15 protein-coding genes are annotated in these 19217 nt (G+C 71.4%); 9 read left to right on the top strand and 6 right to left on the bottom strand.

The features are described 5' to 3' along the window. Nucleotides 1-336 precede the first annotated feature (336 nt). Nucleotides 337-1254 (bottom strand): GntR family transcriptional regulator, encoded by a 918-nt coding sequence (locus MFF56_RS04900; RefSeq protein WP_066927854.1) that lies wholly within the window; start codon nt 1252-1254, stop codon nt 337-339. A gap of 133 nt (nt 1255-1387) precedes the next feature. Between MFF56_RS04900 and MFF56_RS04895 the strand changes: the two genes are divergently transcribed. Beyond that, entirely contained in the window at nt 1388-2608 is a 1221-nt protein-coding gene (locus tag MFF56_RS04895) for a lactonase family protein (protein ID WP_238229596.1), read from the top strand. Nucleotides 2609-2844: 236 nt separating this feature from the next. On the opposite strand, the gene MFF56_RS04890 is transcribed toward MFF56_RS04895, so the two are convergent. The 5 genes from MFF56_RS04890 to MFF56_RS04870 all read right to left on the bottom strand — a co-directional run bounded on the left by MFF56_RS04890 (nt 2845) and on the right by MFF56_RS04870 (nt 10666). Continuing rightward, nucleotides 2845-4725 (bottom strand): autotransporter domain-containing protein, encoded by a 1881-nt coding sequence (locus MFF56_RS04890; RefSeq protein WP_066927852.1) that lies wholly within the window; start codon nt 4723-4725, stop codon nt 2845-2847. 240 nt (nt 4726-4965) lie between these two features. Beyond that, the gene (locus MFF56_RS04885) at nt 4966-7863 is read right to left on the bottom strand and encodes an NAD(P)-binding domain-containing protein (protein WP_082773387.1); all 2898 of its coding nucleotides are present in this window, start codon (nt 7861-7863) and stop codon (nt 4966-4968) included. After that, on the bottom strand, nt 7860-9032 hold the full coding sequence (locus MFF56_RS04880; protein ID WP_238229595.1) for an alpha/beta hydrolase: 1173 nt from the start codon (nt 9030-9032) through the stop codon (nt 7860-7862). The genes MFF56_RS04885 and MFF56_RS04880 overlap by 4 nt, the downstream gene beginning before the upstream one ends. A 135-nt stretch (nt 9033-9167) precedes the next feature. Next, nucleotides 9168-10283: an outer membrane protein transport protein gene (locus MFF56_RS04875; protein WP_066919593.1), complete on the bottom strand. Its 1116-nt coding sequence runs from the start codon at nt 10281-10283 to the stop codon at nt 9168-9170. Between the two features lie 212 nt (nt 10284-10495). Next, on the bottom strand, nt 10496-10666 hold the full coding sequence (locus tag MFF56_RS04870; protein WP_156453544.1) for a hypothetical protein: 171 nt from the start codon (nt 10664-10666) through the stop codon (nt 10496-10498). A 348-nt stretch (nt 10667-11014) separates the two neighbouring features. On the opposite strand from MFF56_RS04870, the gene MFF56_RS04865 reads away from it, so the two are divergent. From MFF56_RS04865 to MFF56_RS04830, 8 genes are all read left to right on the top strand, one after another. Beyond that, a complete protein-coding gene (locus tag MFF56_RS04865; RefSeq protein WP_082772897.1) occupies nt 11015-12112 on the top strand; it encodes an AraC family transcriptional regulator in 1098 nt (365 codons plus the stop codon). Between the two features lie 90 nt (nt 12113-12202). Then, on the top strand, nt 12203-13831 hold the full coding sequence (locus MFF56_RS04860; RefSeq protein ID WP_066919592.1) for a xylulokinase: 1629 nt from the start codon (nt 12203-12205) through the stop codon (nt 13829-13831). Further along, the gene (locus MFF56_RS04855) at nt 13824-14483 is read left to right on the top strand and encodes a class II aldolase/adducin family protein (RefSeq protein WP_066919589.1); all 660 of its coding nucleotides are present in this window, start codon (nt 13824-13826) and stop codon (nt 14481-14483) included. Before MFF56_RS04860 ends, MFF56_RS04855 begins: the two co-directional genes overlap by 8 nt. Further along, entirely contained in the window at nt 14480-15940 is a 1461-nt protein-coding gene (locus tag MFF56_RS04850; RefSeq protein ID WP_066919587.1) for an aspartate aminotransferase family protein, read from the top strand. Before MFF56_RS04855 ends, MFF56_RS04850 begins: the two co-directional genes overlap by 4 nt. Nucleotides 15941-15948: 8 nt before the next feature. Next, entirely contained in the window at nt 15949-16584 is a 636-nt protein-coding gene (locus MFF56_RS04845) for a hypothetical protein (protein ID WP_066919585.1), read from the top strand. 106 nt (nt 16585-16690) lie between these two features. Next, entirely contained in the window at nt 16691-16969 is a 279-nt protein-coding gene (locus MFF56_RS04840; RefSeq protein WP_156453543.1) for a hypothetical protein, read from the top strand. A 485-nt stretch (nt 16970-17454) separates the two neighbouring features. Continuing rightward, nucleotides 17455-17772, top strand: coding sequence for a hypothetical protein (locus MFF56_RS04835; RefSeq protein WP_066919581.1), 318 nt, complete (start codon nt 17455-17457; stop codon nt 17770-17772). Between the two features lie 61 nt (nt 17773-17833). Continuing rightward, nucleotides 17834-19030 (top strand): alpha-hydroxy acid oxidase, encoded by a 1197-nt coding sequence (locus MFF56_RS04830; RefSeq protein WP_066919578.1) that lies wholly within the window; start codon nt 17834-17836, stop codon nt 19028-19030. Nucleotides 19031-19217 lie beyond the last annotated feature (187 nt).

Below are 19217 nucleotides of genomic sequence, written 5' to 3'. Positions count from 1 at the left end.
CAGAAATGTTGTAATTTTGCCTCAGCCCGAGACCGGCGCGTCACCGCGCACGGCGGGAGCCGCGCCGAAGGCCGCGATGGGCGAAGGCCGCGATGGGGATGGACCCGAGCCCGACGCCGGCCCTGCCGGCCGCCCGGGGCTCGACGGGGCGCATCACGATCGTCGGACGGTACCGGGCCGCATCGCGCGCCTGTCGGGCCCGCGCATCGCCCGGGCGAAGGGACGGCCCACCGCGACACGCCCACGTGACGGCACTCTATCGGCGCGCATCGCCCTGCCTCCCCGGACAATGCCGGATGGTTCTGGCGACCACCCTGACATGGATCCGGGTTTACATTATATGATGCGTAAAGGCAAATCCCCGCCGAGGCCGCCGACCTGCGGACTCTTGAGCGCGCAGGCGCCGAGAACGTGCTGGCGCAGGAACACGGCGGCCGCCTCGCGATGGCCGCTCGCGAGAAGATCGAGAAGCGCGAGGTGCTCGCGCGACTGCACCGGCAGCCGGCTGCGGTCGATCGTGATCCGGTACTCGATGAGACGCCTCAGGCGGTTCACCCGCTTGAGCGAGCTGAGGAAGAAGTCGTTCCCCGAACAAGCTATCAGCATCTCGTGAAAGGCGCAGTTGCTGTGGAAGATCTCGGCCCGCGACATCGTCAGGTGATCGCGCAGGATGCGCTCCTGCTCCTGCCTGGCGGCATTGAAGGCCTGCTCATCGAGCTTGAAGCTTGGCAGCCGCATCGCCTCCCACTCGATCGAGGCGCGGAACTGGTAGGCCTGCTCGTAGGCGTCGCGCGAGTTCAGCATCGGACCGAACGCCCAACCGTTGCCGGGAAGACGCTCCGCCCAACCCTCCTCGGCAATTCTGTAGAGGATCTTGGCCAGCCGGATGCGCGGCACGTCGTAGAGCCGCATCAGCTCGGCCTCGCTGACGCGGTCGGCGAGCTTGCCGTCGAGGCGGTCCTCCGCGATCTTGAGATAGGTCGCGTCCTCGGCATCCGCCGCGGGCAGGCTCGAGCGCTCGATCTCGGCCAGCCGGCCCGCCGCGTCGGAGAGGAAGTAGCCCCGGTTCGGCTCCGACCGGACGACGCCGCTCCTCTCGAGTTCCCGGAGCGCGGCGTTGATGGGCGCCCGGGAGACCCGAAGGCTGTCGGCCAGGGTCTGGCTCGGCAGATGCTGCCCCGGGATCAGTCTTCCCTCCCGGATCTGATCGAGGATCTGCGCGGTCACCTGGGGGACGAGACTGGGTCTTGGCATCTTCGCTTCGAAGGGCGCCTTCGCGGTTTCGTCGTCTGATGCATCCATATCCGGTGCCCGTCCAGCGCGCGCGCGCTTGCCGCTCGACCTGAATTGTGTTTAAAGTCCATAAAAGTCAAATTGGGAGGATGTGGTGTCGAACGGTCGCGATGTCCGAGAGGTCGCGTGCGATCGTCGGACCGCGATCCGGACGATCGCGGGCATCGCGCTGGCGGTTTCCCGAGCGAGCGATCTCAGCGCCACGCCGCAGACGAAGGACGCCCACGTGCCGACCCGATCCCGCATCGTCTATGTCGGTTGCCGCACGACCCGCGAGCGCAACGCGCGCGGCGACGGGATCACGGTGTACCGCGCGCCCGACGACGGCGCGGCCTGGGAAGAGATCCAGCGCCTCGACGGCCTGGTGAACCCGTCGTTCCTGGCCTTCGACCACGCGCGGCGGACGCTCTACACCGTGCACGGCGACGGGAGCGACGTGAGCAGCTTCCGCGTGGATGCGCGGGACGGACGGCTGACCTTCATCAACCGCGTCGGCTGCCGCGGGAAGAACCCGGTGCACCTCGTCGTCGCGCCGTCGGGCCGCCATCTCGTCGTCGCCAATCACCTCACGGTCGGCCCCCACGTGTCGAGCCTCGCGGTTCTGGCCATCGGCGCGGACGGCGCGTTGGGCGAGGTCGTCGATCACCACCCGTTGACGGGGCGGATCGGACCGCATCGGACCGAGCAGCCCTTCGCGAAGCCGCATCAGGTGGTGTTCGACCCCGCCGGCCGCTTCCTCGCGGTTCCCGACAAGGGGCTCGATCTCGTATCGACCTTCCGCCTCGACGAGGCCGGACGGCTGCATCCGTCCGGCGCGCCGCCCGCGGCGGCGCGGGAGGGAGCCGGGCCGAGGCATCTCGCCTTCCATCCGACGCTGCCCTTCGTCTTCGTCCTGAACGAGTTGTCCTCGACGGTGATGGCCTGCGCGTACGCACCCGATACCGGGGCGATCACGCCGCACCAGGAAATCTCCGCGCTTCCGGACACGTTCGTCGGCTTCAGTCGCGCCTCCGAGATCGAGATCGCGCGCGACGGCCGCTTCGTCTACGCCAGCAACCGCGGGCACGAATCCATCGCGGCCTTCGCGGTCGATGCGGCGACCGGACGCCTGGCGCCGGTGGGCTGGACCGACGCCGCGGGCAGGACGCCGCGCTTCTTCACGCTCGATCCCTCGGCGGACCGTGTCCTCGTCGCCAACGAGGACAGCGACGGGGTCGTCAGCTTCGCGCGCGATCCCGACAGCGGCCGCCTGCTCGAACCCTCGCCGGTCGCCCGGACCGGAAGCCCGACATGCCTGCTGGTCGGAGCCGGCTGACGCCCCGATCGGCCGTCGATGCCGGGGCGGCCTATCCGGCCGGACCCCGATGACCGAATGATCGCCGCGTGCGGCCGCCCGCGGGCGCTCAGGCCCCGCGATGGGGCGGGCATCTCCGGGGAAGGGGGCGGGTCCGCCTCGCGCGCCGGATAAGCGGGGGGCGACCGCCGAAGACCGGGGAACGCCGATCGCGCGGGCGCCGCGGGCCGCGATTGCCCGCGACGCCCGCGACCGGGTCAGTAGCGCAGGGTCAGGCCGCCGCTCACCGCGAAGGCGTCGCCGCCGGTGCGGGCGAAGGTCGTGGCCCCGGTCAGCGTCGCGCTGACATTCGCCGAGAGATCGGCCCGGAGCCCGCCCTCGACCTGGCCGTAGACGCCGCGTCCGAGGCCGCCGAGCGGCGTCTGGATCGGCAGGAGCGGCGTCGCGGTCAGGGTCGTCACCAGGATGCGGTTGCCGTCGAGGAACTGGTGCTCGGCCGTCACGTTCAGGAAGCCGGTGACGAGGCTGCCCGCGACGGCGAGGGGCACGGTGCGGATCTGGGCGCCGGCCCGGCCGACCAGGGTGTCGAAGCCCGTGTCGCGCACCGACTGCGTCAGCCCGGGGTCGCCGCGCTCCGTGTAGCCGTTGACCCGGGTGTTGGCGTAGCCGAGACCCACGATCGGGCCGACGCGCCAGCCGTTCCAGTCGTCGAACAGGTAGCCGCCCTTCGCCACCACGGCGACGCCGTTGCCGGTGGTGCGCGCGCTGAGCTGATCGATGACGCCGGGCCGCTCGATCGCGTAGTCGTGACGGCCGTAGACCACGGCGGCGTCGCCGAACAGGTTGGTGCCCGTATAGGAGCCGTAGGTGGCGAACTGGAAGGCGTCCGCCCGGATGCTGCCGCCGCCGTCGCGGAGCCGGGCATCCGGGTTCAGGTAGTTGAACGCCAGGCCGAACCGGGCGCCGCGCGCGGGCGTCGCCTCGATGCCGACCATGCCGCCGGGGCTGTCGTAGTCGAAGCCGGTGGCGTAGCCGCGCGTGCCGACGGTGCCGCCCGCGTAGGTCGCCTGACCCCAGACGATCACCGGGCTCGGCGCCGCCCCGGGAACGGGCATGCCGGCCGCGGCCTCGGCCGCGCCCGGGACCTGCGGGAAGAGACGCATCGCGTCGAGGCGCTGCAGCAGCGTGGCGCCGAAGCTCGTCGTGCTGATCTGCCCGATCTCGGCCTGCGCCGCGATCCCGTTCGGCGCCGCCAGCACGTTGACCATGTAGCGGGCGAGGTTCAGGTAGCCGGCCTCGGTGAGGTGGACGCCGTCGTAGGACAGGAAGGTGTTCTGCACGGCCCGGGAGCCGCCGATGCACGCCGCGACCGCCGTGCAGGGCACCGTGACGTTCGCGAAGCCGTAGCGACCGGGATTGGCCTGCACGAGCTGCCCGATGAGGCCGTTGTCGAGCAGGAAGATCCGCGTGCCGGCCTGGGCGAAGGGGGCGAGTCCCTCCTGGAGGCCGTTGAAGTAGCTTCGCGCGAGCACGTCGCCCGCCGCGGCGTTGCCGGAGGCGGCGACCACCGGCAGGGGGGAGAGGCTGCTGAAGGCATTGAACACGATCGTCCGCGCGCCGGCGGCGACGAGCGGGGCGACGTTGCCCACCGCGTTGGCGGCCACGGCCTGCCCCAGCGGCACCGCCTGCGCGGCGGTGATGCCCCCGGCGGACGGGTAGATCAGGTCGTTGCCGCCGATGTTGATCACCGCGAGATCGCCCGGGCCGAAGCGGCCGCCCGTGCTCCGGAAGGCGGAGACCTGCTGGGTCAGGCCCGGCAATCCCGGCACGACGTTGGTGGCGTCGGTCTTGGCGCCGCCGACCGCGTAGTTGACGACCGCCGTGTCCGGCAGCCCGTACGATGCCTGCAAGCCATCGACGAAGTTCGCCCCGTTGGAGAAACGGCCGTTCACGTAGATCGGCGGCAGGGGCATGCCCGACAGGCGGACCTGATTTCCGGTATCGGCGTAGCTGTCGCCGAAGACGACCAGCCGGGACACGCCCTGCGCGACCGCGCCGTGGGAGATGGCCAGCACCATGCCCCCGGCGCAGGTCGCGATCCGCGCCCCGCGCAGCGATGATTTGGCAACGCGTGCCATCGATTTTCCCCCAGCATTGTCGTTTATTACTATCGTCACGGAATAATAGCGCGGAGCATTCCCGTCAAGCTTGATCTATTTCGATTTTAGATTGCCAATCCTTCACAAATACCGCGCAAGTTGCGGCGCTCGTCTGATCTCGGTCGCCCCTGCCGGGGGTTGGGAGCGTGACCGAACGCGGTCTCGGCCTCGACGGTCCCCGGGCGCGGCGCCGCGCGAGCCCGCCGTTGCGGGCACCTCTCATTCCGCCGCGTCGGCGGCGCGCGCGCGACCGGCATCCGCGGCCGAACCCCCTGCCGGATCCGGACGCGGCGCGGGCGCCTGCACGGTGCCGGCGCGGAGATGCTCGAACGACGCGTCGTCGAGGTCCGGCCAGCCGAGCCGTCGGCGCAGGCGCGCCATCTCGGTCCGGAAGGTCTCGGTGTGGACGTAGGTGGCGTGGCGGGGCGAGTCGACGTAGCGCCGGCCGCCGCGCAGGTCCGGATCGTCCTCCCGGAGCCGCGCGTCGAGCCAGTCGCGGTCCCGGCCGGTCTCGGTCGCGTGGATGTCGGCGACGATCAGCTGGGCCATCTCGTCGAAGCGGCGATAGGCAGCGTCGGCGAACTCCGCGAAGCCGAGCACGTAGAGCCCGCGCCGCTCGCGGTGGATCGCGTTGAGGTAGAGGAGCGGCCGACCGCCCGTCCAGGTGAACAGGGCCGGATCGAGGAAGGGCAGGGCGTGGACGTAGCCGGTGGCGAGCACCACCACGTCGACCGCCTCCTCCGAGCCGTCGCGGAACACGGCGCGGTCCTCCCGCAGCGCCACGAGATCGGGCTTCGCGACCAGGGTGCCGTGGCTCAGATGGTGCAGGACCTGCGTGTTCATGATCGGGTGGCTGGAGAGCGCGTCGTGGTCCGGCTCCGGCAGGCCGAGCCGGGTCAGGTCGCCGTTCAGCGTGTCGAGCAGGGCCCCGACATCGCCCGATACGGCGATGCCCCGCGGCGGGGGAACCTGCCCGCTCATCAGCACGTCGGTCGGTACGCCGAAGAGGTGCTTGGGGATGAAGCGGTAGCCGCGCCGCACGCTGAGGAAGGCGCTGCGGGCGAACCGCGCGGCGTCGCAGGCGATGTCGACCCCCGAATTGCCCGCGCCGACGACGAGCACGCGCTTGCCCGCGAAGGCGTGCGGCCGGGCATACGCCACCGAATGGAGGACCTCCCCGCGGAAGCCGTCGCGGCCGGGGATCTCCGGCAGGTTCGGATGCCACGTCGTGCCGGGGCAGGCGACGACGCCGGCGTAGCGGCGCACCTCGCCGGTCGAGAGGGTGACCCGCCAGCCGTCCCCGGTCGGCTCGGCCGAGGTCACCGCGGTGTCGAGGGTCACGTGCCCGTAGAGCCCGTAGGCGCGCGCGAAGCCGCGGATGTAGTCGAGGATCTGCCGCCCGGACGGGTAGTCCGGGTAGTGCTCCGGCATCGGGAAGCCGTAGAAGTACGAGGTCCATTTCGACGAGATGAAGTGGGCGCTCTCGTAGAGCGGGGTGCCGCTGTTGTCGGGGTCCCAGAGGCCGCCCACGTCGCCGTGCCGCTCGAAGCAGTCGAACGGGATCCCCTCCCGCAGGAGCGCGCGCGCCATGATCAGCCCGCTCGGCCCGGCGCCGACGATGCAGTAGCGGCCGCGATAGGCGGCGACCGGCGCGGCCTTGCGCGCGGTGACGGGGCGGTAGGCGGTCGCGGCGATCCGCGCGTAGGCCTCGGGCCGGTTCCGCCGCAGCCAGCCGGCATAGCCGATCGCGCCGGCCGCGAGCGGCAGGAACAGCCAGGGCAGGTTGTTGACGACCGGGTTGTCGGTGCCGGTCAGCGTTCCGTAGCTGAGGATCACCAGCACGAGGAAGGCCGTCAGCCCCGCCGCGGCGAGGCCGGGCATCACCTTGGTGGCGAGGAGCCGGGCGGGGCGCGCCCCGCGGAAGAACCCGACGACCGCCAGCGCGCAGGCGATCTGCATGGCGATGATGCCGATCGTGCCCAGCCCGATCATCGACGAGGCGATGCCGAGATAGGGGTCGATGCCCCCGAGGCCGAGCCCGATCACCAGGAGGGCTTCGAGGCCCGTCATCGCGAGGCTCGCGACGTGGGGGGCGCGGTGGTCGGGGTGGAGCCGCGCGAGCTCCGTCGGGAGCAGGTGGTCGCCGGCCAGCGCGAAGACGTAGCGGCTCGCGGCGTTGTGGACCGCCAGGAAGCTCGCCAGGATGCTCATCACCAGCAGGAGGCCGAACGCCGCGGCCAGCCCCTCGCCGCCGTAGGCAGTGGCCAGGGTGAACAGGAAGGTGCCGGACTCGCGCTGCGCGAGCCCGCGGACCGCCGCGGTGCCGGCCGCGCCGATGATGATCCAGATGGAGGCGAGGTAGAACACGCCGACGAGGGCGAGCGCGGCGTAGGTCGCCCGCGGGATGGCGCGCCGGGGATCGCGGGTCTCCTCGCCGTAGAGGGCCACCGCCTCGAAGCCGACGAAGCAGACGATGGCGAAGGGGATGACCGCGCCGATGCCCGGATCGGCGACGTGCGCGAGGCTCCAGACCTCCGGCGGGAAGGCGTCCGCGCCCCTGCGCGCGATCACCAGCGCCTCGAAGACCACGAGGACGGCGAACTCCGCCGCCAGAAGCCAGGTCAGGAGCCTCGCCGAGAGATCGAGCGAGCGGTATCCGAGCAGGCCGATGAGGCCGATGCCCGCCGCCGCGCAGGCGAGCCAGGAGACGTCGAGACCGGCCTCGTGCAGGACCAGCGCCGCGAAGTAGCCGAACCCGGCCCCCGTCCCGACCGCGTAGGCCGCGTAGGCGATGACCGCCGCGTAGGCCGCCACGACCCCGGCCGCCCGGCCCAGGCCCTGGCCCACCTGGGTGTAGAAGGCGCCCTTGCTGACGATCTCGCCGCTGAGGGCGACGTAGCCGACGGCGAAGCAGAACAGGGTCAGGCCGACCAGGGCGAAGGCGGCCGGCATCGACAGCGCCGCCTCCCGCGACAGGGCGAGCGGCGTGTTGCCGACCAGGGCGGCCAGCGGCGCGGCGGCGGCGACCACCAGCACGACGACGCGACCCGGACCGATGAACCCCGTCCGCCCCTGCGCGGTCGGGTAGGTATCGGAGTTCCGGATCGGTCGGCTCATCGGGCGGCGCCCTCGGGGGGCGCGTTCTCGGGGGGAGGGGCCTTGGGGGGAGGGGCCTTGGGGAGAGCGTTCCCGGGGGCGGCCGTGTTGCGGGCCCGGGCCGTCGCGATCAGCACGCCGAGGGCGCCGCAGACCTCCAGGCTCATCGCGCGCGCCGGCGCTCCGACCGCGTGTGCGTTGATCAGCGCGTGCGTCGCGCCGGGGAAGCGGCGCAGCGTCACCGGCACGCCGGCCTGTTCCAGCCGCCGGGCGTAGTCCTCGCCCTCGTCGCGCAGCGGGTCGAAGGCGGCGACGCCGACATAGGCCGGCGGCAGGCCGTGCAGATCCGGGGCGAGGAGTGGCGAGACGCGCGGATCCAGCGCCTCCGACGGGTCGGACAGGTAGAGGTTCTTGTACCACCGCATCTGGGACGCGGTGAGGAAGAAGCCGTCGCGGAACAGTTCGTAGGACCGGCTCTCGCGGGACAGGTCGGTGACCGGCATCAGCAGGACCTGATAGGCCGGAACCGGCATCGTCCCGTCGCGCCGGGCCCGCTCCGCCGTCACTTGGCTGACCACCGCCGCCAGGTTGCCGCCGGCGCTCTCCCCGGCCACGCCGACGAGGTTCGGATCGCAGCCCCAGGCGGCGGCGTGGGCGACCGCGTGGTCGAAGGCCGCCACCGAATCGTCGAGACCCTTGGGGAACCGGTGCTCGGGCGCCAGCCGGTAATCGACCGACAGGACGCAGATTCCGGCTTCGGCGACGAGGAAGCGGACGAGCGAGTCGCAGGCATCCAGCCCGCCCAGCACCCACCCGCCACCGTGGTAGTACACGAGGAGGGGCAGGTTCCCGGCCGGCGCCTCGGGCTTGTAGAGCCGGGCGGGCACCGGCCCGTGCGGGCCCGGCACCGTCAGGTCCATCTCCGAGCCGACCGGCCGCCGGTCGCCGAACACCCAGGCCTCGACCGAGATCTCCCTGCGCCCGTGCGCGAGGGGCTTGGTCTCGAAGGTTTCGCCGCCGACGAGGTTGATCAGCCGTATCCCGAGCTGGGCCGTCGGATGCAGCGTCTGTCCGTCGATCCGGATGGGACCGCCCGCCAGCCGGCGCTGGATCCCCATCGGCAGTCCCCCGAGCGTGCGCATCACGGTGCGCGCGACCCGATCGCCGAAGGTGATGAAGGGTGGGATCATCGAAGCCTCAACATGGCAGCGGGTGGAGACGAGAGGGCGGCCCGGGGGACGCCCTCTCGTCCGTCACGAAACGCTCGCTGCGCCGTCGCCGCAGGAGGAAGCACGGTCACCGTCCAAGCGCTTCGCGAGGCAGGTTCAGAAGTCGAGCAGGTAGGAGAGGGCGGTCACGACGGCGTACCCGGGGCCCGCGGTGCCATCGACCGTGGCGCCGGCGGCGAAGCGCTGCGCGCCGCCCGAGACCCGCGCGACCAGGACGCCGCCGCTGATCTTGCCGTAGTCGGTCTTGTACTCGAGCCCCAGGCCGACGCCGACGCTGGCCGGCAGGATGAAGGAGGCGCTGCCGGTCTTGGTGTCGAAGTTCAGGTTCACGGTGCCGGACAGGCGGTCGGTGAAGCCGTGGCCGACGCCGACCTGTGTGGTGAAGCCGTCGCGCAGGCCGAGCGCCTTGCTGTCCGGCCCGATCTGATCGATGGTGAAGTCGAACTTCGGCAGCACGCTCCAGTTGACCCAGGCGAACGATCCGTAGACGAGCCATTGCGGCGCGATGCCGGTCTGCGCCGACACGACCACCGATTGCGGCAGCGTGCCCACGCCCCTGGCGGAGAGCGGTCCGCCGGTGAGCCCGATCGCCGAGGCCAGGGGGCCGAGGGTGAAGCTGCCCTTGGCCGTGTGATCGACCGCCGAGCGGTACAACACCTGCATCTGCATGGCGTATTCGGGGATCGCGTAGGCCAGGCCGACGCGGTAGCCCGGCTGCCCGTCCTGCGCGATGTCCAGCGTGCCGAGACGGGTGCTCTCCCGGTAGCGCACACTCTGCAGGAAGCCGCCGCCGAGCAGGTAGGCCCGTCCGGGCCCGATGCTGGTGCTGGCGGCGCAGGTCCCGCCGTATTCCTGGGACGTCAGCCGGATGTTGCGCGTGGCGTTCGGCAGCCCGCCGAGTTCCGCGAACGAGAGCGCCTGACCGTTCTGCGCGGCGAGGTTGTAGCTTGCGCCGATCCCGTAGGGGTACGAGTAGTGGAAGGCGCAGGAGAGTTCGGGCGCGAACTTGACCTTGACGGCGAAGCTCGGCGCGGGGATCGGATCCGCGTAGTTGCTGTATCCGACCGCCTGCCCCCGGATGGTCGAGAAGCCCTGGTTGGCGAAGATGCCGGCCCCGCCGAGACGGATGCTGTACTTGCCTTCCGTGAACAGGATGTCCGTGTCGGCGGGCGGGAGCGAGAAGCCGCCGGCGGAGGCTGGGGCGACACTCAATCCGCCCAGGGCACAGAGAGCCGCGACGGATGTGCGCAGCCCGGCTTTGCAGCTTGTAATCGACATTTCCCCTCGCCCCCGCATTTTTTAGGAAGAATACGCGCTATTTTTCATAGATCTGAATGTAATCCTATCAAAATATCGCCGCGGATGTACAGAATTGAACGGTGTTGCAATTCGGTTTCACCCTCGTATTGTGTATTCGCGGGCGCCTACCGCATGAGGAAGCGTGCGAGCGGTCCGTAGGGCGGCGTGGCGGGCCGGATCGAGCCCCCGCGCGTCCGTGCCCGCCGCGCATGGGAGAAGCGGCGGAAGCCGTCGCGCAGGAAGGCGGCGCGCTGCGCCTCGGGCAGCGGGGCGAGGGGCGGGACGCCGACCGACATCGGGTCAGACCCGGGAGAGGAGGCCGGAGCGCCGGAGCCGGGCCGCGGCGCGCCCGCGCGCCGTCCCGGCCGCCGTCGCCGGGGCCGCGTCGATCGCGTGACGGAACACCAAGGGATTCATGCGGTCCACCGGGAACATCTTCGTGACGACTGCGCAGGTTCACCTTGAAAGGCGACGAGAACCATATTAGGCCGGCAGGGCCCGAAGAGTGAGACGCATCATCTTGCGATCAGCTGCCGAACGTTAGGATTGGTGGGCCGGCTCAGAAAGGTGCCTGTCGTGACATTCGCGGGTCACATTCGGCCAAACGGGCCGGACCTCCTGCGCCGCGATCCGGGGTGGGCGCGATGATCGAGCCCGCCACCGCACGGGCCGACGGGCCGGGCGGATCGCGCGCCGCGTCGGACGAGACCGCCGACGCGCGCTACGTGACGGCGAACATCCCGGTCTTCCTGTTGCGCTGCCTCGCGGCGACCCTGGCGGATCTAGGCTTCGACCCGTCGCGCATCACCCTCGGCTTCGGCCTGACCCTGGACGACCTCGCCGATCCGAGCTGCCGCGTCTCCTTCCGCCAGGGCCACGAGATCATCCGCCGCGCGCTCAGGATGGCGCGGGGCTACGCCCTCGGGCTGGAGACCGGCAGCCGCGAGACGATCACCTCGATCGGCCTCGTCGGCTACGCCATGATCACCAGCCGGACCCTCGGCGCGGCGATCGACCTCGGCCTCGTCCTGCAGAAGGACACCGGCAGCATGCTGGAGTTCGACAAGCGGATCTCCGGGCACGACGTGGTCGTCTCGGCGAGCACGCGCTTCCACGCGCCCGACATCACCGTCTTCCTGGTCGAGGAGGCCTTCGCGAGCTTCCTGCAGATCGGGCGCGGGCTCGTGGGCGAGCGGGCCAGGCCGCGGCGGATCGATCTCGCCTATCCGCCCCCCGCCTGCGCGGAGGCCTATCGCCGGATCTTCGACTGCGAGGTCCGCTTCGGGTGCACCGAGAACCTGTTCGTCTACGACGCGGGGGAGTTGGCCAGGCCGTTGATCACCTCGGACCCGCTGAGTCATCGCGAGGTGATGAGCTTCCTCGAGCGCAACCGCGCCCGCAACCGCGAGGCGCAGGAGGTCATCGACTCGGTCGAGCGCGTGCTGCGACAGAACCTGCGGCAGCCCCCAAACTGCGAGCGCGTCGCGCAGGAACTCGGCCTGTCGGAGCGGACGCTGAGACGGCGCCTGGCCGAGTTCGCCACCTCGTTCCAGGACCTGCTCGACCGGCAGCGCCGGAACCGGGCCCTGGAACTCCTGGCCAATGCCGGGCTGACGATCGACGAGGTCGCGCTCGCCGTCGGCTTCACCGACGCCCACAATTTCCGGCGCGCGTTCCGGCGCTGGACCGGCAGCACACCGGGGGCGGTCCGCTCGGATGCCGCCGGATTATGGCCGGAATAGACCCTTGGCGGGGCTCTCCCGGCTCTTAGGCGGCCTGCGGGAGCCGACTATCGTCGCGGCACGATTGTCGAACCCCGGGACTGACGCACGATGCGGCCCAGCGACCGCGATACCGGCGAGGCCTACATCCTGTCGCTGGACCTCGGAACGAGCGGCTGCAAGGTTGGCCTCGTCTCCCTGACCGGCGCGGTCGTTGCCTGGGCCTTCCGTCCGGTGCCACTCGTCGTGGTCGATCAGGTCGGCGCCGAGCAGAAGCCGGACGATTGGTGGCGCGCCTTCGTCTCGGCCGCCCGGGAGGTGCTCGGGCACGGCGCGGTTCCGGTCTCGCGCATCCGCGCTGTGTGCGCCTCGACGCAAGGGGAGGGCACGATCCCCGTCGACCGGGACGGCGTGCCCCTGACGAACGCCGTGCTCTGGATGGACATGCGCGGCGCGCCGGCCCTGGCGCGGCAGTTCGGCGGCCGCTTCAGCGTCTCCGGCTACGACCCGTTCCGGCTTCAGCGCTGGATCCGGCTCTGCGGCGGCGCGCCCGCCCTGTCCGGGAAGGATCCGGCCGGCCACATGCTCTTCATCCGCGACCACCGCCCGGAGGTGTACGCGCGGACCTACAAGTTCCTCAACGTCCTCGACTTCATCAACCTGAGGCTGACGGGGCGCTTCGCGGCGACCCAGGACTCGATCCTGACCTCCTGGGTCACGGACAACCGCTCCCCGGACGCGATCCGCTACCACGACGGCCTGATCGCCGGCAGCGGCATCGCGCGCGACAAGTTCCCGGACCTCGTGCGCTGCACCGACGTGATCGGACGGCTCCGTCCGGCGGTGGCGGAGGAGATCGGCCTGCCACCCGAGACGGCCGTCGTGGCCGGGGCGATCGACAACACCGCGGCGGCGATCGGGGCGGGCACGCTCGCGGATTACGACGCGCATCTCTACGTCGGCTCGTCCTCCTGGATCGGCGCCCACGTCCCCTTCAAGAAGACGAGCATCCTCGACCAGATCAGTTCGGTGCCGTGCGCCCTGCCCGCGCGCTACATGATGATGGCCCTTCAGACGAGCGGCGCGAACAACGTCGCCTTCCTGAAGGACCGTATCATCTTCCACGACGACGGCCTGATCGCCTCGGAGCCCGCGCCGGACGTCTACGAGGTCCTGGACCGGATCGTCGCCCGCACGCCGCCCGGCAGCGACGGCGCCATGTATCTGCCCTGGCTGTTCGGCGAGCGCTGCCCCGTCGACGACCGCTCGCTGCGCGCCTGCCTGTTCAACCTGAGCATGGAGCACACCCGCGAGACCGTCGCGCGGGCGGTGTTCGAGGGAACGGCGCTCAACACCCGCTGGATGATGAAGCCGGTCCGGCGCTTCCTCGGGCGCCCGACCGAGCACCTGACGATCCTGGGCGGCGGCGCCCTCTCGGAGGCGTGGTGCCAGATCTTCGCCGACACGCTCGGCCTGCCGATCCGCCGCCTGCACGAGCCGCTCAAGGCCAACGCGGTCGGCGCGGCCGTGATCGGCGGCGTCGGGCTCGGCCTCACCGATTTCCCCGAGGCGGCCCGGCACATCCGGATCGATCGCGTCTTCGAGCCGAACCCGGACCTGCGTCGCCTCTACGACGACCGGTTCGCGCTGTTCACCGATCTCCACCGCCGGCTGGGCCCGCTCTACCGCCGGCTCAACGGCGCGGAAAAGCCCGAGCGGACGAGGCGGCACCATGCCTGATTTCCTGACGGAGCGGCAGGCCGTCGTCGATGCCTGCCGGGACCTGTCGGCCCGGGGCTTCCTGGCCGGCACCGGCGGCAACGTCGCGCTGCGGCTGGACGAGCGTCACTTCGCGATCACGCCCTCGGCCACCGACTACGCCGCCATGGCGGCGCAGGACATCGCCGTGCTGCGCCTCGACACGCGCGAGCAGATCGCGGGCACGCGGCCGGCCTCGGTCGAGCGCGGCCTGCACGCGGCGCTCCTCGCCGCCCGGCCGGACCGGCGCGCCAGCGTCCACACCCACCAGCCGGTCGCCAGCGCCATCGCGGTCCTGCACGAGCGCCTGGCCTGGCGGCCGGGCACGGACCTCGCCCTGTACGGCACGCAGGTCGGCCTCGTGCCCTACCGGCCCTCCGGGACCGGCCTGCTGGTCAAGGCCCTGGTCCGGAGCCTGCGCCCGGACCTCCACGCCTTCCTGCTGGCGAGCCACGGCGTGATCTGCGCCGCGCCGAGCCTGGCCGACGCCGCCGCCATGGTGGCCGAGGTCGAGGCCTCCGCCGCCGCGCATCTGCGCGCCGCCATCGCCGCCCGCCCCGGCCTCGACGCCGGCCTGCGGGAGCTCGTCCTCACCTGTCTTGACGCGATCCGAGCGGAGGAAGCACGGTCATGAACATGCAGAGCCCTGTGCCGGGGACGGGCTACGCCATCTCCGAATGGCCCGACAACGCGGCGGTGATGGACCGGCTGAACGCCCTGCTGAAGCAGCCGGTCCGCGGCATCCGCAAGGACGCGCTGCCGGGCGTGCTCGACCATTTCGAGCAGAGGTGCCGGACCTCGAAGGCGCTGGCCCAGCGCACCGCGGAGGTGATCCCGGGCGGCGTGCAGCACAACCTCGCCTTCAACTATCCCTTCCCGCTGGCGGCCACCCGCTGCGAGGGCCCCTACATCTGGGACGCCGACGGCAACCGCTACATCGACTTCCTGCAGGCGGGCGGCCCGACGCTGCTGGGCTCCAACTACCAGCCCGTGCGCGAGAAGGTGCACGCGCTCCTCGACGCGTGCGGCCCCGTCACCGGCCTGTTCCACGAGTACGAGATGAAGCTCGCCGAACTGATCCGGCAGCACATGCCGAACATCGAGATGTTCCGCATGCTCGGTTCGGGCACCGAGGCGGTCATGGGGGCGATCCGGCTCGCCCGCGCCTATACGGGCCGGAAATGGGTGATCAAGGTCGGCGGCGCCTATCACGGCTGGAGCGACCAGGTCGTCTACGGCATGCGGGTTCCGGGTACGGGACGCCGCGAGGCGATCGGCATTCCGAGGGGGTCCACCGCCTACACCCAGGAGGTCTTCCCCAACGACATCGGCGCCCTGCGCCGCAAGCTCTGGCTGAACCGGGCCCGCGGCGGCACGGCGGCCATCATCGTCGAGCCGCTCGGGCCGGAGAGCGGGACCCGCCCGGTCCTGCGCGACTACAACGCGCAGCTGCGCGCCCTCTGCGACGAGTTCGGCGCGCTCCTCATCTTCGACGAGGTCGTGACCGGCTTCCGCGTGGGCATGGGCGGGGCGCAGGGCTATTTCGGGGTGCGCCCCGACCTCACCGTGTTCGGCAAGTGCCTCACCGGCGGCTACCTGATGGCCGGCGGCATCGGCGGCGGACGGGACGTCATGATGCTGTTGGCCGGGGGCATCGGCACGGGCAGCCGGCGTGCCTTCGTCGGCGGGACGCTGTCGGCCAACCCGCTCTCCTGCGTCGCCGGGTACCACGCCATCGGCGAGATGGCGCGCACCGGCGCGGCGGTGGCCGCCGGACGCGCCGGCGACCGGCTCTGCCGCGGCCTGAACGGGATCATCGACCGGCTCGGCCTGCCCTACGTCGCCTACAATTTCGGCTCGATCGTGCACCTGCAGACCTCTGCGGTGCTGCTGATGAGCATGCGCAACCCGATCAAGCTGATGCGGGAGCACGCCGCCCGCAAGCACGCGATGGAGGAGATGGGCGCGGCCTACCTCGCCCACGGCATCCTCACGCTCGCCGGATCGCGCATCTACACGAGCATGGCGGATACCGACGCGGTCATCGACGACGCGCTCTCGCGCTTCGAAGACGTGTTCCGGCTCGTGTGAGGTCGATCATGGAGAGCCGCGAATCCGTGGCGGAAGGCCTGCGCGGCGCCGTCGGGCGCCTCGCCGCCAAGGGGCTGATGCGGCCCGGGGATACGCTCTCGCAGCGGATCCCCGAACGGGCCGAGATCGCGCGGATCACCTGCCCGGACGCTGCCGTCCGGGCGCGGGACGTGGTCTGGACCCCGCTCGACCGGGGACGATCCCCCGATCCGCACCGGGCGGTCTACGCCGCGCGCGGAGATGTCGGCGCGATCCTCGAAGGCCGCCAGGTGTGGGGCCGGACCGTCGGCCGTGTCGGCCGACCGATGCCGGCGTTGTTCGACGAGCAGGTGCGTCACCTCGGCCTCGCCGTTCCGCTCGCGACCGGCCCGGCCCTCTCGGTGCCTCGCGCGAGCACGAATGCCCTCGTCTGGGACGACCGCGTCCTCTGCTTCGGCATGGGCCTGGAGCGCCTGCTGCTGAACGCGGAACTCCTGGAGAAATGTGCTCAGGCCTTCGTGCTGGCGGAGACCTCGGGCCGTCGGGTCAGGCGGGTGCCGTGGTGGGTGCGCCTCGTCGCGAACCGGCGCCTCTCCCGCGACCAGGCCGAGGCGGCTCAGCGGCATGCGGGCGGCGAGCGATCCGTGATCAGGGCCGGCTACTAGGCGGATTTGCCGGATGTGGCCGTCGCACTCGGAATCCTACTTCCGGAAACGTCCGGCCCGGATGCGGTCAACCGGCTACCGCCCCGTCCGGAGCCGGAAGATCCCGATGTCCCATCCCCGTCGCCCCGCGGCCGCTCTCGTCGCCCTCGCCCTCGCGGCGCCCGCCTCCGCCCTCGCCGCGCTGGGCGCGATCAAGGGGCAGGACGTCATGGGCGACAGGAGCCGCTGCGCCAACGACGCGCCCGACCCGGGCGGGAACTCGACCGCCATGAACCGCGACCGCCCCGTCCCGAACGCCGGATCGAGCGACGATTCCGGCAGCGACCCGCACCAAGTACCCGATGTACCGCGCGGCCGCCGGACAGCGGCCCCGCAGAGAGCATGATTCTTGTGAGCGGAAGCCGGCCTCCCGAAAATATCACGCAAGAACAATGACCTCGAGCCTGATGCCGTGTCCCCGGGAAAGCGGCGGGCCCCAGGGACGTGAACCTCATATCGGGAGGCCCGAAGCTGCGGATTCGAATGCAGCGTAGGAGGGCCCGCTCGTGCGGGGCCCATGCGCATCGCGAGCCATCGCGCCCCGGTCGCCGATCCCGGGATGATCGACCGGATTGACAGCGCCTGAAATATCCGGCGCCTACGAACCAAGGGCGATGCGGCTCCTCGGTGCGCCTGAGCCCGGCGGAGGCCGGGCGATCCGAGACAGAATCATCGCTGCAGCGTGCGACCGTCGCCGCCCATCCGCGCAGCGGCGGCGGACAGATCATCGATGAGGGTCGCGCCATCGGCATGAGTGAGTCCCCTCGGCACGGCCCGATGGTCCCCGGAGCGTCGGGCCCATGCCGGGGCGAGGGGGCGACGCTCGACGTCATGACGGCGATCGCGGAGGCCGCATCCGCGGGTATCCGGTCCACCGACGACACCGGCCGGTACCGCCGGCACGCGTTCCTCGTCGGGCCGACCGACCGGAATCGGCCTGGAGCGTCGGCCCACCCGGCCGGCGCGAGCGCGGCGCGCGTCCCGCCCTGCAAGCCGCGCACCCTGGAGCAGGCCGTGCAGATCGCGCCGATCCTGGCGGAGATCCGCGCGTCCCGGCCGCCCGGTCGGGGAGGTGCCGGCTCCTCGGAGGCACGACCGCTCCGTCCCGCGATCCCGTCGCGCGGCGCGGCGACGCCGCGTCGGGCATGATCCCGGACATCACGCACGACCGTCCGGGCCGCTCCCTATCCGACCAGAGGCCGTAGGAACCATGGCACCCATCATCACGACCATCGAGGACCTGCGACGGATCGCCGAGCGGCGCGTGCCGCGGATGTTCTACGACTACTGCGATTCCGGCTCCTGGACCGAGTCCACCTACCGCGCCAACGAGGCCGACTTCGCCGCGATCAAGCTGCGCCAGCGCGTGGCGGTCGACATGACCGACCGCTCGCTCGCCACGACGATGGCGGGCCGGCCGGTCGCGATGCCGGTCGCCCTGGCGCCGACCGGCCTGACGGGCATGCAGCATGCCGACGGCGAGATCCTGGCGGCGCGCGCCGCGGAGGCGGCCGGCGTGCCGTTCACGCTCTCGACCATGAGCATCTGCAGCATCGAGGACGTGGCGGAGCACGTGACCGAGCCGTTCTGGTTTCAGCTCTACTTCATGCGCGACCGCGCCTTCAACGACAGGCTGATCGACCGTGCGAAGGCGGCGGGCTGCTCCGCCCTGGTCCTCACCCTGGACCTCCAGATCCTCGGGCAGCGCCACAAGGACCTGCGCAACGGCCTCTCCGCGCCCCCGAAGCCGACGCTCGGCACCGCGTTGAACCTCCTGACCAAACCCCGGTGGTGCTGGTCGATGCTCCGCACGCGGCGGCGGACCTTCCGCAACATCGTCGGGCACGTGGAGGGCGTGCGCGACACCAGTTCCATCTCCGCCTGGGCCGCGGACCAGTTCGACCCGCGCCTCGGTTGGGACGACGTGCGGCGGATCCGCGACCGCTGGCAGGGTCCCCTCATCCTGAAGGGCATCCTCGACGCGGAGGACGCCGAGCAGGCGGCCGCTACGGGTGCCGAGGCGCTGATCGTCTCGAACCACGGCGGTCGCCAGCTCGACGGGGCCCCCTCGTCCATCGCCGTGCTCCCCGAGATCGTGGACGCGGTCGGGTCCCGCATCGAGGTGCTGATGGATGGCGGCATCCGTTCGGGGCAGGACGTGCTCAAGGCCGTCGCGCTCGGGGCGAAGGGGGTCTTCATCGGCCGCGCCTTCCTGTACGGGCTCGGCGCCTACGGTCAGGCGGGCGTTGCCAAGGCGCTCGACATCATCCGCCACGAGCTCGACACCACGATGGCGCTCTGCGGCCACCGCGACATCCGCGCGGTCGATCGCTCGATCCTGCGGACGCCCCCCGCGCGGGCGGTCGGCTCGAGCACCCGGGACGGGGCCTCGGCCGCTGCACCGTGACACTGGTTCGGGCGAGCCTCGCTCCGGCGGCCCGCTGCCTCGGGATTTCCGATCCAGAGGCTTCCGGAAATCGTACTTTATGCACGGGTGCGGCCATTTAGCCTTTCCGTCCGAGGGAGGGCCGTACCCGGCGATGATCCGCTCTTCGACGCTCGCCGTCCGGGGCCGCCTCCAGAGGCCGGGCTTC

The sequence above is a fragment of the Methylobacterium hispanicum genome (genome assembly GCF_022179285.1).
GTDB classification, from domain to species: domain Bacteria; phylum Pseudomonadota; class Alphaproteobacteria; order Rhizobiales; family Beijerinckiaceae; genus Methylobacterium; species Methylobacterium hispanicum.
Note: the sequence above shows the minus strand (reverse complement) of the source record. Positions and strands in the feature narration are given on the sequence as shown.

What these genes read in the sequence shown, in the direction of transcription:
- MFF56_RS04900 (WP_066927854.1), bottom strand. Translation starts at nt 1,254, where the DNA reads ATGCCAAGACCCAGTCTCGTCCCCCAGGTGACCGCGCAGATCCTCGAT.
- MFF56_RS04890 (WP_066927852.1), bottom strand. Translation starts at nt 4,725, where the DNA reads ATGGCACGCGTTGCCAAATCATCGCTGCGCGGGGCGCGGATCGCGACC.
- MFF56_RS04885 (WP_082773387.1), bottom strand. Translation starts at nt 7,863, where the DNA reads ATGAGCCGACCGATCCGGAACTCCGATACCTACCCGACCGCGCAGGGG.
- MFF56_RS04880 (WP_238229595.1), bottom strand. Translation starts at nt 9,032, where the DNA reads ATGATCCCACCCTTCATCACCTTCGGCGATCGGGTCGCGCGCACCGTG.
- MFF56_RS04870 (WP_156453544.1), bottom strand. Translation starts at nt 10,666, where the DNA reads ATGTCGGTCGGCGTCCCGCCCCTCGCCCCGCTGCCCGAGGCGCAGCGC.
- MFF56_RS04865 (WP_082772897.1), top strand. Translation starts at nt 11,015, where the DNA reads ATGATCGAGCCCGCCACCGCACGGGCCGACGGGCCGGGCGGATCGCGC.
- MFF56_RS04860 (WP_066919592.1), top strand. Translation starts at nt 12,203, where the DNA reads ATGCGGCCCAGCGACCGCGATACCGGCGAGGCCTACATCCTGTCGCTG.
- MFF56_RS04855 (WP_066919589.1), top strand. Translation starts at nt 13,824, where the DNA reads ATGCCTGATTTCCTGACGGAGCGGCAGGCCGTCGTCGATGCCTGCCGG.
- MFF56_RS04850 (WP_066919587.1), top strand. Translation starts at nt 14,480, where the DNA reads ATGAACATGCAGAGCCCTGTGCCGGGGACGGGCTACGCCATCTCCGAA.
- MFF56_RS04845 (WP_066919585.1), top strand. Translation starts at nt 15,949, where the DNA reads ATGGAGAGCCGCGAATCCGTGGCGGAAGGCCTGCGCGGCGCCGTCGGG.
- MFF56_RS04840 (WP_156453543.1), top strand. Translation starts at nt 16,691, where the DNA reads ATGTCCCATCCCCGTCGCCCCGCGGCCGCTCTCGTCGCCCTCGCCCTC.
- MFF56_RS04835 (WP_066919581.1), top strand. Translation starts at nt 17,455, where the DNA reads ATGACGGCGATCGCGGAGGCCGCATCCGCGGGTATCCGGTCCACCGAC.
- MFF56_RS04830 (WP_066919578.1), top strand. Translation starts at nt 17,834, where the DNA reads ATGGCACCCATCATCACGACCATCGAGGACCTGCGACGGATCGCCGAG.